The sequence below is a fragment of the Rhodococcus koreensis genome, from assembly GCF_017068375.1.
In the GTDB taxonomy this organism is placed as follows: Bacteria; Actinomycetota; Actinomycetes; order Mycobacteriales; family Mycobacteriaceae; genus Rhodococcus_F; species Rhodococcus_F koreensis.
The window spans coordinates 98,694-112,094 of the sequence record NZ_CP070611.1 but is presented as its reverse complement, the minus strand read 5'-3'; the positions used below and the strand labels follow the sequence as shown (position 1 = coordinate 112,094).

Here is a 13,401-nt window from a genome sequence, read left to right as displayed (position 1 = left end):
CTACTTTCCTGTCCCCGAATGAATCTCGGCGATGCGTTCGGCGGTTCGAAGTGCCGCCGACGTCATAATATCGAGGTTTCCAGCATAGGATGGAAGGTAATGAGCAGCGCCCTCCACCTCAAGAAATACGGACACTTTGAGTCCGACGAAAACGCCTTCAGGTTCTGAAAGTGGAAGGGGCGAATTCGGAGTATAGCGCAGAAATTGTACTTTTTGCTTGAGCCGGTACCCGGGAACGAATTCAGCTACAGCCGCTACCATACGCTCGACGGAGGACTCTATTTCTTTCTCGTCAGCATCGTCGCAAAGGCACAGTATCGTGTCCCTCATCATCAGCGGCGGTTCTGCTGGATTCAGGATGATTATTGCCTTTCCGCGTGTTGCGCCGCCGACGCTTTCCACTGCGAGAGACGTTGTTTCAGTGAATTCGTCGATGTTCGCCCGAGTACCAGGGCCCGCGGACCTGGAGGCAATCGACGCGACGATCTCTGCGTAGTGCACTGGCGTCACCTGGGAGATCGCCGAAACGATCGGCACCGTCGCCTGGCCACCACAGGTGACCATGTTTACGTTGCTTTCTCCGGCGACGGTGTCCAGGTTGACGGTTGGAACCACGAAGGGACCTACTGCAGCCGGCGTGAGATCGACGACCCGCTTGTTCGTCTCTTGCAAGATGGTGGCGTGCTGTTCGTGTGCAGCTGCCGACGTAGCATCGAAAATGACAGCAATTTCATCAAATTCGGGCATCGTGACGAGATGGTCCAAACCTCGGTGCGTGGTCGCGATCCCGAGGCTCTCTGCGCGCGCCAAACCATCCGAGTTTCGATCGACACCCACGAGCACCGCTACCTCAAGTGTCCTAGAGCGCATAGTCTTCATCATCAAATCGGTTCCGATGTTGCCGGATCCGATGATCGCGACCTTCGTCTTTTTCATTCACTCTCCCCGCTTGTTGGCCGAACGCGGCACCATCAGTGAGGCGTGGCTCACGCCCCTATGTGCCAGGCCCAACGTCTCGAAGGTCGTTCTACTATGCGCGGGAACGTACCCGATTTGACGGTGGGCAGCCGCGGGCCGCCTAAATGCCGTACCAGCATCAACGCACATTAGTCGATGTGTCCATCTGCATCTTGCATAAGGGAACTACGGAGACTGCGAAGGGGCAGGAATTCGGGTGTTGCCGACTTCCGCACCGATCGCAGTTGTCGATAACGGATCACCATACGCAGCGCACGCTCTAGACGATCTCCTTGTCGATGGTCTTCCTCCTTGTCGATGTTCTTCGTGGATTGTCAAGTGGGTGTTGATTTTCCACGAATCGACAGATAGAGCGAGCTCGTCATAGCGTTGCCGAATACCGTCGCGACATGATCGCGTTCCGAGTACAGATCGTCGGGACCGAACTTCGCGCCGTGTTCAATCGCGCTCAATATAGACTGGAGGTCCGCTGTGTCCTTAGATAAAGAGACCATAGCGTTCATCGAACGTGCCACGGCGTCGCCCGCCCCACCGCCGGATAGCATTCCCATCTCTGAGTTTCGGGCCGCAGTAGAGGCGTTTCGGCCGATGACCTTTGATCGGGTGGAGTTGGCCGAGATTCGCGATTTATCGTTCCCCAGCCCTGGCCCGGACCAGGGCACGGTCACCGCCCGTCTCTACCGGCCGGAAACCGAGTCGCCAGCACCGCTAGTCGTATGGGCACACGGCGGTCAGTGGGTGCGTACAACCATCGATTTGCTCGACAGCTATTTCCGATTCCTAGCTCTTCGGAGTGGCTGTGCGGTGCTGGCCGTGGACTATGAGTATGCCCCTGAGTCTCAATTTCCGACACAGATCGAACAGGTCTACGCCGCAGCGCTATGGGCCCGCGAACACGGGGAACAGCTCGGTTGCGACTCGAGCAGACTGGCTATTGCCGGGGACAGCAGCGGTGGCAACCTTGCAGCTGCGGTCGCCTTGATGGCCCGCGATCGTGGACAATTGCAGTTTGACCATCAGCTACTGCTGGTCCCACTTCTGGACGCGCTTTTCGAGTCGGCGTCCTGGCAGGAGCTAGGTGAAGACTACCTGCTCAGCAAAGGACAGCTGAACTGGGCACTGCAGAAGTATGCCCCGCAAACCGATCGTCGAAATCCGATGCTGTCTCCGCTGCACGCGGAAAGCACGGCAGGGCTACCGCCAACGACGGTCATCGTCGGCGGACTCGACCCGCTGCGAGACGATGGCCTTGCTTACGCCCAACGGCTACGGGTGGAAGGGGTCCCGGTCCGAACCATCGACATCGACGGACTAATCCATCACGCGATTGTCCTGCCCAAGGCCCTGCCGCGGGGACTCGTGGCGGTCGAGGAAGCTGCCGACGCGCTGGCACGCTGTTGGTGACTTCGGCCTGGCACGCTCGACCAGGGATTGCTCGCGTCCCAACTCTTGGCCGAGGTACCGTCCCACCAGCGGGCGATCCGATGCGACTGCGCAGAACTCGGAACCTAAACAACAAATCAGATCGTTGCCCAACATAACCACTACATGGGCTCGGACCTCGTACTGGAGGAGACGCATGGATCATGTGGTGATTGTCGAAGGCGTCCCACGCTGGAATCCGGGCCGCTGAGGAGATCCGCCATCTCGGCTACGACGGCTCACTCCGCTTCCTGAGCGAAGAGGCCGAACTCCCGTACGAGCGACCGCCGCTTTCCACGGAGTTCCTTCTTGGTCAGATAGACTCAGCCGCCCTGTCAATGCCGCAGTCCGACATCGCCGAGCTCATGCTTGACATCGGGGCGATAGAACTCGACACGCGCAACCATCTGCTGACGCTTTCCGACGGGTCTTCACTGACCTTCGACGGTCTGGTCATAGCTACGGGAGCACGACCGCGCACCATGCCTGACGAGGAAAGGGCGCACGACGCCTTCACTCTCTACACTCTCGGCGAGGCTCAGGCGCTGCGCCTTGAGCTTCAGCGCGAACCCCGGGTTGTCATCATTGGTGCGGGTCTCACTGGTCTGGAAGTCGCATCCTCCTGTCGCACAATCGGTCTCGGTACGACGCCTGTCGAACTCCTGTCAACGCCGCTCGGACGGGTGTTGGATGAAGAGCTCGGGCAGCGCGTTGCAGGCCTTGCCCGCGCACACGGTGTCAACTTGATCACCGGGCGCACTGCTGTTCGAAGCTGCGCGCCAGGTCCTTTTGAACGACGGACGGTGCCTGCCCGCTGATGTCGTCGTGCTGGCAACAGGATGCCGTCCAAACACGGATCTGAACGATGGTGTCCGCTGTGATGCACGATGTCGGGTGTCTCCGGGAATTGTGGCGGCAGGCGATGTAGCGCGATGGCTCCATGTCGGCGTTGGCGGCTACCTCCGCCTCGAGAACGCCGGCAACGCGGTCGACCAAGCGGCAGCGGCGGCACGATCTCAGCTCTACGGAACTGTGGCGCCCCTTACACGTCCCTTACACGCCAGTCCCCAACTTCTCGTCGCGCCTGTTCGGCGTAACCGTGCGCGGCACTGGGCACCTGCGAAGTTTCGACGAGGCACGCGTCGCTGACCCTTCAGGCGACGAGTCCAGCTTTGCAGTGTCATGCCGCAACGGCGATTCCTTGGTCGGCGCGATGTGTATCGCAGGGCAGACGATTTCGTCGCACTCAGAGAGCAAGTCCAGGTCGAGTGGCACAGCGCGGCTACTGTGAATACTTCACGACACAGGCGACGCGGATGAAAGCGCTCTGGTGTTCGTCCGCCCTTTTTCAGATGACACTGTCCTCGGTGCTGACCACCCTCGTCGCGGCTCCGAGACATGGGATGGCCGGTAGGTGCCGCCGACTGGTGCATACGTCGTCGACCGCCGTCTGATTCACCATGTCGAGATCCATGACTCGACTGTCCACACCGCCAGGCGAGGGCCTCCGACGGCGACTCTCACGTCGTGCGGGCGGCCGCACCCTTGCCGCTTCCTAATGATGTGGGTGTTGTCGAATTTATCGTTGAGTTTGGTCGCCGTTGTAACCGGTGTTGCCGCCGAACTCGGCTTCGAACACCTGACGATTGGTCCGAGCACGGCCAGGTTGTGTTCACCACGACGCGCACCGCGCCTCCCATGACCCACTGCCCGGGGAGGAAGACCAGATCGTCGCGGTTCGGCAGCGGCGCCCGTCAGGCGCAGTGGAACGCGTTGACGGACGCCACGTGGGAGTGCCTTCTCGGCGAACGACGCCACTCTTCCTGGTTGATCTGGCCGCTTCCCGAACAATTTCGCCACAGACTTGATTGCGTCGCATCGGGTTCTTGGCCACGAGCTTTCCTCGGGACGGCCTATCGACGATCCTCGATCACGACGACGCCGGCGGGTCGATCTCCTCGCAAGGAGGGTGACCCGCGGCGCTGACCGCATGACCACCCTGCGACTGATTACGCGAGGGAACTCGAATGCCACGTCCTGTGACATCACTTCTGCGCGGACGACAATGGACATTCCGGTCCTCGAATGGACAAGGGACGTAAGTACGTACACCCTCTACCGATACTGTCCAGACCGCGCTCCATCACAGTTCCTCGGTGCGCGCCACAGGTGAGTAACCCCCGCGAGAACCCACAATTGCTTAGCGGTTACGGCACCAGAATCGTCGATCCTGCAAGCTTGCGCAATTCGAGATCGGCATGCGCTTGAGCCGCTTCGGCCAGCCTATAAGTGTTCGCCACCTCTACCTTGACGTGTCCGTCTAGCACGACGTCGAACAACGCCTGCGCGCTGGCGTTCAGGTCCTCGGTGGTGGCGACGTAAGGACCGAGCATCGGCCGAGTCACGTACAGCGAGCCCTTCGGCCCAAGTTCCTGGACGTCGAGCGGCGGGATGGGGCCGGCCGCAGCGCCAAACGCGACCATCGTGCCGCGGGGCGCCAGGCAGTCCAGGGACTTCATGAACCCTTCGCCGCCCACACCGTCGTATACGACTGGGACACCATGTCCGGCAGTGATGTCATGGACTGTTGCAACAAAGTCTTCTTGCCCATTGATGATCACGTGGTCGCACCCCACGTTTTCGGCGATCTGTCGTTTCGCGGCGCTCCCCACCGTGCCGATCACCGTCGCCCCAAGATGTTTGGCCCATTGGCAGAGGATTTGCCCGACTCCACCTGCGGCCGCGTGAACGAGAATGGTCTGGCCAGCCATCACCCGGTACGTCCGGCGCAACAAATACTCTGCGGTCATTCCCTTCAGAAGCAGTCCTGCTGCATCTTTGACTTCAATTCCGTCCGGTAGCTTGACGAGACGATCGACTGAACGCGTGACCAGGCCTGCGTATGATCCCATCGGATCGATGTAGCCAACCCGATCACCGACGCTGAAGTCTTCGACACCGATCCCGACCCGTTCGACGACACCGGCGCCCTCGTGTCCTGGTATGAACGGCACCTTGGCGGGGTACCGCCCCGACCGGAGATAGACGTCGAGAAAATTCAGACCCACAGCGTGATTGCGAACCAGAACCTGGCCGGGTCCGGGCTCCGGGACGGTGATTTCTTCGTACTTTAGCACCTGGGGTCCGCCGCTTTCATGGACCACAATCGCTTGAGTCGTCACTATCGTGTCACTCCACATCCTGTTACTTCGCCTGTTCGTGTTTCCGCACATAGTGCATGTGTAACCAAAGACTTCAACCGCGGCGGCCTCGGTATTCGCTCCTGCCCAAAATGCATTCGGCCACCTCCGACTCAAGCGCCGCCTCTCCAGTGCCGTTCAGCAACGATGCATTCCGGTCACAGGCGGCAAGTTGCCCTCTCCGCTTGAATCTGTGACCACAGCTGGCGGCCTCGACCGAGGAGCGATGTGGACCACGTATGTCTTGCACTCTGGTTCTTGATTCATATATTGTTCTACTCCAACATAACCCGGTATTGAATCGGCCACTACACCTGTCCATCAGCGGTCGAGCAACCCCCACTTCGCAACCCGCGAAGACCATGTGTTCACTGGCGGTAACGACAACGTGTTCACTTCGCAATGATGACGCCGCTTGCAGAAATCGGCGAACCTGTGGCAAGCATCAGCGACGACGACATCGAAGGCTTCCATTCCTTGTGATGAGGCCTAGACCGGCCGCAACTACTTCGCACTCCCGACCTCCTCACGGCACTCGTCTCACAAGAACCGCAACGGCGGCCAGCACGAGGAACAGCGTCCCACAGAAGCCGTACATCGCACCTGTCAGAGGTATGAAGTGGGCTGCAATTCCAACCCCAACAGTGGGTACACTCATCCCCGCATAGCAAACGAGGAAAAGGCCAGCTAGTGCTTCGCCACGCTTCGCGGGTGCGGCCATCGCAGCGACCATACCGATCGCATACTTGATCGACACTCCTACCCCGGCGCCGCAGACGACGCCGGCAATGAGGAAGATCGCGAGGTTCGCGGACTGGATACCGACCATGAGCAGGACTAATCCGACTGCTTCCCCACCGATTCCGAGAGCTTGTTGAGTCCGGAGAGGCAGCCGCCCGGCGAGCAATTGAGATAGTGTCGCCGCCGCGAAGAGCGCGAACGCGACGGTGCCGGCGAGTAGGACGCTGCTGCGGTGTAGTGTCCCCGCCACGAAGCCCGCTGACAACGAGGTGTAGACCCCATTAACGGCAAAGGCTACGAATCCGCTGGCAGCGGCTGCGATAAAACCAGACCGGTCGCCGTGGTCTGCGCTAATTCGCTGGGGTCGATAGGTAGGGCGCGACAGCAATTCCGTAACTGTCTCGGGGGTGCACGCGACAGCCACGAGAGCAAGCAGCAGCAGGATGCCGAACACGATGTAGGGCACTCGCAATGGTGCACCGACGTACTGTGCCAGCGCCCCGGCGATGAGCGGCCCGAGAGCGAGTCCGCCCACATTGGCGCCGGTGGATACAATTTCGAACAGCCCGGACCCCGCATCGTGGCGCCGGACGGTATGAAGATCCTTGAGGTACGCGGTGGCTGTGGCGGAGATCATGCCGATCCCCACTCCTCCTATTAGTCGTCCGATCAACAGCCCTGGAAGCTCGGGGAACGCGAGAAAGACTGCGGCGGAGAGCGCCTCGAGAATGAGGGCGGGTATCAGGATCTTCTTGCGTCCGACCCAGTCGGAGATATGTCCCAGCAGCACTAAACCCACGCCGACTCCCGCGGCGAAAACCGAGAACACCACTGTAACCATCAACGTGCCGAAGCCATCCTGAGCCTGATACAGCGGGTACAGCGGCGTCGGTACGGCATTGAACGCCATCGCGGTCAGAAATGCGCCAGCAATCATCCAAAAGCCGATCCCGTACTTGCGTGGTGGTTGCAAGGTCGTCGGTAGAGCGGCAGGCGAAGATGGCGCTGCATTACTCGTGGTGGGGGTGTTTGGCACCGTCATGTACGTCTCCGAAGCTTGGGTGGCAAGTACGGCTACCACCCTCCACCCACTTTCGTATCGCGTCCAACGAAGATTACCGATGATATTGATCGATCTGTGCTATGAGTAAGAGGGTGGATTTGCGCCAGCTTGAATGTTTCATTGCCGTAGCGGAGGAGTCCAGCTTCACCCGCGCCGCTTCCCGGCTGCACATTGTGCAGTCCACCATGTCGGCTACGATTGCGTCCCTCGAACGCGAGCTGGACACCATCCTGCTATTGCGCACGACCCGTCGGGTTGGTCTTACTGATGCAGGCCTCGAACTGCTCCCGAAAGCGCGTGCCGCGCTCGATGCGGTCCGGGATGCTCGGGACGCCGTGCATGCGGTCAAGGGTGGCCTAAGAGGCACGTTGCGCATCGGGACCATGAGCTCACTTGGACTGATCGATCTGCCCGCACTCCTGGGGCAATTCCACCGTGAGCACCCCGCCGTGACCCTCCACTTGGAGACGGCTGCATCTACCGGTGGATCGCCAAGGCTCATCACAGCAGTGGCCGAAGGCCGGCTCGACCTGGCATTCGTCTCCCTTTCTGGGCGCACCTCGGTCGCCGTGCATCTATGCGATTTGGTATCCACTCCCCTAGATCTGGTGGTTCTTCGAGATCATCGTCTCGCGGACCGAACTGAGGTATCGATCTCAGAGCTGGCCGATGAGTCCTTCATCGACTTCCCGCTCGGATACGGAAACCGCGCAGTGACCGACAGGGCGTTTGCTGCCGAAGGAATTCAACGTCGCGTCACTATCGAGATCACCGACATCGCTGCAGGCACCGACTTCATCCGACACCGCCTTGGCGTCGCGCTCTTGCCGCGACCGATCGTCTCGACCGGTGACGATCTGGTTGCCTTGCGCATAACCGGAGCGGATCTGGATTGGCCGATTTCCCTCGCCAAATCCGCAGAACGAACCTCCGGGGCAGCCGCCACCGCCTTCGCGCACCTGGTCGAGAAACGTCTAGGTAGCTAGAAGCGGCGTAGCCGGGTTTTGGGGTCCAGTTTTGTGGTGTTCGAGTCACGCTCGACTGCTTGACATTTCATGCCGCGAGTTGCGCTGTGCCGGTGAGGGTATCGACGGCGGTGCGGTAGGCGGTGGCAGCTGATCGCAGGCGGCCGGGAGTGGTTGTCGGAGCGGCGAGTTCGGCCAGGCCGGTGCGCAGGACCCGATCGTGGACACAGGTGAGGAACTTCGCGGTGTCGAGTCCGAGGTCGGTGACCTGATACCGGTGGGTGCCCTCGATCCGGACGATGAGGCTGCGGGTTTTCAGCCGGCGCAGGTCGTAGGTCATCTGCCCGGCGGACACTTTGTCCGGGTCGAGTCCACGCAGCTCGCCGGTGAGGGTGCGTAGGTCCTTGTTGGTGAAGCCGTTCGGTGCAGCCGGAAGACCAGCAGTGCGGAGAGCAGGGCGTGGCTGCGCTGGTCGGCGAACCGCAGTCCCGGGACGCGGGTGTCGGTGGCGGTGGCGGTGGTGACGGGGGCGGAGAGGGCGTCGGCGCCGATGATCGGGTCGTGGCTGAGTCGCCCGGCGCGCAGTAGGCGGCGGGTGGCGTGAAAGCTGCTCTCCCGCAAGGCTGGCAGATGTGTCAGTCGTTTCCCGAGGTGGAAATCACGGGTGTCGTTGATGGTGGTCTCGGTGCGCAGGGTGCGTGCCTCCTTGTGGTACTGCTTGATGGTGGTGTGTTTGTAATCGACGTGTGGGCTGGGGGTGACGCCCTCGGTGATCACCCGCGTGCGGAATCGCCCGGGGGTGGCACGGGGCCTCGGCGCATCAACCGCCGGTCGAACACCAACGTGACCTGTTCGGGGCGGCCGAAATCGAGGTTGTCGCGGATGACCTGTTCGAAACAGACCCGACCGGAGACCGGGGCGTCGAGCATCTGGGTCAGGAAGAACTCGGTTGCAGGACCGACAGGTCGTAGCGGTAGCCGACGTCCCGATCGGCGTCGGTGAACGGATCCGGCAGAATCGTCAGCCACTTGCGGAGCAGGGCGTCGATCCGTGGGCCGGTGAGCCGGTCGCAGATCGCCTGCAGCGTGTTGGGGTCGTCGACGGTGGCGAAGGCGTTGTCGAGTGCGGTGAACCCGAGCCCGGCCCTCGTGGCCTGACGTTGGGCCCAGTGGTGGCCGTTGATGCAGAGTTTGGCGTTGTAGGGGAAGTACGAGCAGAACTTGAGGAAGAACGGGCCGAAGTCGGCGTCGACGCAGTAGGAGTAGTAGTGGTTGACCATGCCGGTGGTTTTGACGATCCACGGATAACTCTTGCCGCGGCGTCGCGTCGGGGCGTTTCTCGGTGCGGAACAGTGGTGTCCTCTCCTGAGCGCGTCCGATGAACACCACTCCCTCGGCCGCGGTGAAGTGCTCGAGGTCGGAAGTTCCGGTCGACCAGATCCGGCGGCCGCGGCGGCGACGGCTCCGGCACGGTGGTGCGGACCCTCTTCGCCCTGCTGGCACCGCGCCACCCGTTGACGCGCATGAGCCGTTCGACGGTGCAGCGGGCCACCTCGATGCCCTGACGGCGCAGGTGGGCCCACATCTTCAATGAGCCGTACAGCGACTCCGGCCTGCGTCGACCGTGCTCGTCACGCTCGACGTAGTACGAGGCCAGCACCGCGGTGATGGTGGCGTCCCACAATGCCCGTTTCGACAACGGCCGGCTGCGCCAGGCGTAGAAGGTTCTCGGGGCGATCGTGCACCCGTGCTCGGTGAGCACCCGGCAGATCGCTACGACCCCGAACTGATCGCGGTGTCCGGCGATGAACCGGCAGACACTTGCGTGGGGGGTCGCACTCCCGCACGAAGAAAGACGTTGCGGCCTTCAATATTTCGATGGTCTTCTCCAGCTCGGCGTTCTTCCTCCGCAAAGCCCGCAGTTCGGCCTCAGCCTCCGATGCCGACGCAGCCGGTATACCGCCACCCGCCGACTCGGCCTTACGCACCCACACCCGCACCGTCTCCAGTGACAACCGTTCGGCGATCGTACGGATCGCCTCGTACTCCGAGGCGTACTCGTCACGGTGTTCGAGGACCAGGCGCAGCTTCAGGCTGCCTGAGCGACTTGAGAATCACCCTGTCGTGGCAGGACGTGTGTGGGCTCAAGTCATCGATGATAACGATGGAACACGTTTGCGGCGAGCGCATATGATCGTCACGTCCGCCGGAGGGCAAGATCGCCAAGTTCACTCCCTGGGGGTGAATTGGGAACTGCTACAAAATGGGTGAGCGAATGCTCCGCTGCGATTCTGGCAAATTTTGACGGGAGTAATTCCGCGCCACCCACAACATCGTGGACGAAGATAACGCGTGCGCGTCACCCTGGGCGGCTGACTCCAGGGACATTTCTAACTATTCACGAAAGCTGATGCCGGGAGTGAGTGGCACGCCATGCGCCAATCGCTCCCGGCACCACCACGGCCTATTCTGTTCTAAACTAGCGCTCAGATAGGTTGTTGGATCAATTTCTCACCAACCGAACAAGGTCACCGTCCTCGTTGATTCCGATTCCGTACTCCACGCCGATCTCGCTGACCTGCCGGAAAACCTGTTCCGGCCAGGTAATCCGGCCGGGCCGCTTCTCCGGGGTGCTGCTGACCATGCCGATCATCAGCCCTTCTTCCTCGCCCACATTCTTGAAGCAGCGGAAGACGCCGGCCGGAATGGTGATCACGTCACCTACGTTCAGGTCGAGCTGATGCTCCCCTTCGTCGCCCCACATGATGATCCATTTTCCCGTCATGGGAATGAACACCTCGACCGTGTCGTGAGAGTGGAGCGCCCCACGCTTTCCGGGCTTGCTCCGGATGTAGCCCAGATGGAACCCTTCGACCGCCGGTAGGGCGGGTGCCAGGTTCGGATCGTCGGGGTTCTCCGTGACACCGGCACCGATCACGTTGAAGATTTCGCGCTCGTGATCGGGGAGTAACACGTCCACATACGCCTTGTCGCTCGACTTCATCTCGTCGAACTTCGCGACGTACTTCTGCATCTCCGTCTCGCTCAACTGCACACCAGTCATCGCACTTTCCTTTCACGTGTTCTTTCGAATCCGTTGTAGGGCAAGGCTATGGCGGGATCGGTAGGTGTGTCCATCTGCGATCGCGAGAGTACTGAGTTCGCGTTTCGCGAAGGCTGCGCTGCGTCGCAATAGAATCGACTCACAGCTGGAGCGGATTTTGAACGCTTATTAGAGCGTGTCTGCTTAATGTTCGGGGATTGATGCGTGATGCTGCGTATGCGTTGCGCGCCGACGAGATCCCCGATGACCTGTGGGCTGTGATCGAGCCCGTCCTACCCGCATCGGCGGCCCGGAGGGGACGTCCGTGGAACGACCACCGGTTGACTCTGGAAGGAATCGCCTGGCGGTTCCGAACGGGATCACCGTGGCGCGATCTGCCCGAATACTTCGGCCCGTGGCAGTCGATCTGGGAACGGCATCGCCGCTGGTCCGACGGCGGCACCTACATCCGGATGTTCGCCGCCGTGCGGGCGGAAGCCCCCGAACACGACGCACAACTCGAACGTCTGCTGTCGATCGACTCGACGATTGTCCGCGCCCACCAGCATTCGGCCGGCGCCCTGACCGGTGCGCACACAGGGGGCTCGGTCGAATGACAAGAATCTGGCCAACGAACCCGCCGACCACGCACTCGGCCGCTCCCGCGGCGGGCTGAGCACCAAGATCCACGCCCTCACCGACACGTTCTGTTGCCCGCTGACGCTGCTGCTCTCGCCGGGACAGGCCGGCGACAACCCCTACCTGGCGCCGCTGCTCGACGCGCACCACGCCCACGACACCGAAGCGTTCCGCCTGCTGGCGGACAAGGCGTACTCGCACCCGAGCACCCGAAAGAACCTGCGGGAACGCAGAATCTCGCACACCATCTCCGAACGCCGCGACCAGATCCGACGTCGCAAGGCGAAAGGATCGGCCGGGGGTCGACCGCCGGCCATCGACAAGGACCGCTACCGCGAACGCAACACCGTCGAGCGTGGTTTCGGGCGTCTCAAGCAGTGGCGCGGCATCGCCACTCGCTACGACAAGTACGCCACCACCTTCCTCGGTGGCGTACTCTTCGCTGCGCTCGTCATTCATCACCGCGTCCGTAAATAGCAGACACGCTCTAGGGTCACTGGGAGCGCGAGCGACGAAACCCGACAAGAGTACTTCACGTGCCACTTCAGTGCCCCCACGCCGTATCAGGCGATACAGCGCGCTTGTTTTGACACTTTGAAGACCCCGCGGGCGCGCCCGCGTCTGTACCGCTCCGTGGTGCCGGTTAGTTCGGGTCGGGGACGCGGTCGCGGCCGACGAGTTCGTTTTCGATGTCGGCGAGTCGGTCGAGGGCGAGGTCGCGGTCGGGTGCGCCGGTGGGGGTTTCGCAGGTGGCGATCGAGGTGAGCCAGTCGCCGTCGAGGGTGAGCGTGTAGACGGGCCGGTGTGCGGCGTCGGACTCGATGATGCAGGCTCTGGTGGCGTCGATGAGTTCGGTGGCTGCGGTGCGGAGGTCGAGGGCGGCACCGGTCTGGGCGGTCGCGGCGTCTTCGGCGGCGATGGTGAGGGTCCAACTGATCATGGCGGTGCCGTCTCCCGGTGTGTGGTTGAGGGTTGTGCTGGTGTGAGTATGCCGGGGACCTCGGACGTGTTGCCGGGTCCGGGCTGGCGGGCCCGGGTCCTGTTGAGGATCCGGACGCGGATTGTCAGCGGCAGGGCACCCAGCCTTCGCTCGGCGGGTCATGCGGGCGTTGCCCCTGTTGAGATCGCCGAGACATCGATCAGCGAGGCGCCGGCCCCAGTTCGTGGGACCCACCCCCATACTCGATGTCGTCGTCGACGCTCCCGTCCGTTGGATTCGCCTTGCACCGTGGCGCATCGTTCCTGCTGGTCACATACTTGTCGCACAGACCCGGGCGCATGGCGTCCGCACAGCGCGCGAGCGGCGTCTGCCGGCAGCGGCCCAGGTGCGGGCCGGTTCGGCGGGCTATGG

At 61.9% G+C, this 13,401-nt stretch carries 12 protein-coding genes and 2 pseudogenes; 5 read left to right on the top strand and 9 right to left on the bottom strand.

The annotated features are described in order from the left end of the window. On the bottom strand, window positions 1–936 hold the full coding sequence (locus JWS14_RS47120; RefSeq protein WP_206017079.1) for an acetaldehyde dehydrogenase (acetylating): 936 nt from the start codon (window positions 934–936) through the stop codon (window positions 1–3). Window positions 937–1,566: 630 nt separating this feature from the next. On the opposite strand from JWS14_RS47120, the gene JWS14_RS47115 reads away from it, so the two are divergent. The 3 genes from JWS14_RS47115 (at window position 1,567) to JWS14_RS52105 (ending at window position 3,549) form a co-directional block, all read left to right on the top strand. Then, window positions 1,567–2,382 (top strand): alpha/beta hydrolase, encoded by an 816-nt coding sequence (locus JWS14_RS47115; RefSeq protein WP_241031886.1) that lies wholly within the window; start codon window positions 1,567–1,569, stop codon window positions 2,380–2,382. A 191-nt stretch (window positions 2,383–2,573) separates the two neighbouring features. Continuing rightward, window positions 2,574–3,218, top strand: coding sequence for an FAD-dependent oxidoreductase (locus JWS14_RS47110; protein WP_206017077.1), 645 nt, complete (start codon window positions 2,574–2,576; stop codon window positions 3,216–3,218). A 7-nt stretch (window positions 3,219–3,225) separates the two neighbouring features. Continuing rightward, complete coding sequence (locus tag JWS14_RS52105) at window positions 3,226–3,549, top strand: hypothetical protein (RefSeq protein WP_420855183.1); 324 nt, start codon at window positions 3,226–3,228, stop codon at window positions 3,547–3,549. 1,058 nt (window positions 3,550–4,607) lie between these two features. Here JWS14_RS52105 and JWS14_RS47100 read toward each other — a convergent pair. Together JWS14_RS47100 and JWS14_RS47095 are read right to left on the bottom strand one after the other, a co-directional pair. Further along, window positions 4,608–5,600: a quinone oxidoreductase family protein gene (locus JWS14_RS47100; RefSeq protein WP_206017075.1), complete on the bottom strand. Its 993-nt coding sequence runs from the start codon at window positions 5,598–5,600 to the stop codon at window positions 4,608–4,610. Window positions 5,601–6,126: 526 nt separating this feature from the next. Continuing rightward, complete coding sequence (locus JWS14_RS47095) at window positions 6,127–7,383, bottom strand: MFS transporter (RefSeq protein WP_206017074.1); 1,257 nt, start codon at window positions 7,381–7,383, stop codon at window positions 6,127–6,129. Between the two features lie 113 nt (window positions 7,384–7,496). On the opposite strand from JWS14_RS47095, the gene JWS14_RS47090 reads away from it, so the two are divergent. Continuing rightward, window positions 7,497–8,390, top strand: coding sequence for a LysR family transcriptional regulator (locus JWS14_RS47090; RefSeq protein ID WP_241031885.1), 894 nt, complete (start codon window positions 7,497–7,499; stop codon window positions 8,388–8,390). Window positions 8,391–8,457: 67 nt separating this feature from the next. Here the strand turns inward: JWS14_RS47090 and JWS14_RS50935 are convergent, their stop codons facing one another. From JWS14_RS50935 to JWS14_RS47075, 5 genes and pseudogenes are all read right to left on the bottom strand, one after another. Beyond that, on the bottom strand, window positions 8,458–8,709 hold the full coding sequence (locus tag JWS14_RS50935) for a hypothetical protein (RefSeq protein WP_241031884.1): 252 nt from the start codon (window positions 8,707–8,709) through the stop codon (window positions 8,458–8,460). Next, a complete protein-coding gene (locus JWS14_RS50930) occupies window positions 8,706–9,146 on the bottom strand; it encodes a hypothetical protein (protein WP_241031883.1) in 441 nt (146 codons plus the stop codon). The genes JWS14_RS50935 and JWS14_RS50930 overlap by 4 nt, the downstream gene beginning before the upstream one ends. Window positions 9,147–9,303: 157 nt before the next feature. Then, complete coding sequence (locus JWS14_RS50925) at window positions 9,304–9,648, bottom strand: hypothetical protein (protein ID WP_241031882.1); 345 nt, start codon at window positions 9,646–9,648, stop codon at window positions 9,304–9,306. A 140-nt stretch (window positions 9,649–9,788) separates the two neighbouring features. Further along, window positions 9,789–10,461 (bottom strand): annotated as a pseudogene (locus JWS14_RS50920) (IS3 family transposase); the annotation flags it as partial. A 410-nt stretch (window positions 10,462–10,871) separates the two neighbouring features. Next, entirely contained in the window at window positions 10,872–11,432 is a 561-nt protein-coding gene (locus JWS14_RS47075) for a cupin domain-containing protein (protein WP_206017071.1), read from the bottom strand. A gap of 200 nt (window positions 11,433–11,632) precedes the next feature. Between JWS14_RS47075 and JWS14_RS47070 the strand changes: the two are divergent. Continuing rightward, window positions 11,633–12,527: pseudogene (locus tag JWS14_RS47070) on the top strand (IS5 family transposase). Window positions 12,528–12,693: 166 nt separating this feature from the next. On the opposite strand, the gene JWS14_RS47065 reads toward JWS14_RS47070, so the two are convergent. Further along, window positions 12,694–12,990, bottom strand: a complete 297-nt coding sequence (locus JWS14_RS47065; protein ID WP_206017070.1) for a hypothetical protein — start codon at window positions 12,988–12,990, stop codon at window positions 12,694–12,696. Window positions 12,991–13,401 lie beyond the last annotated feature (411 nt).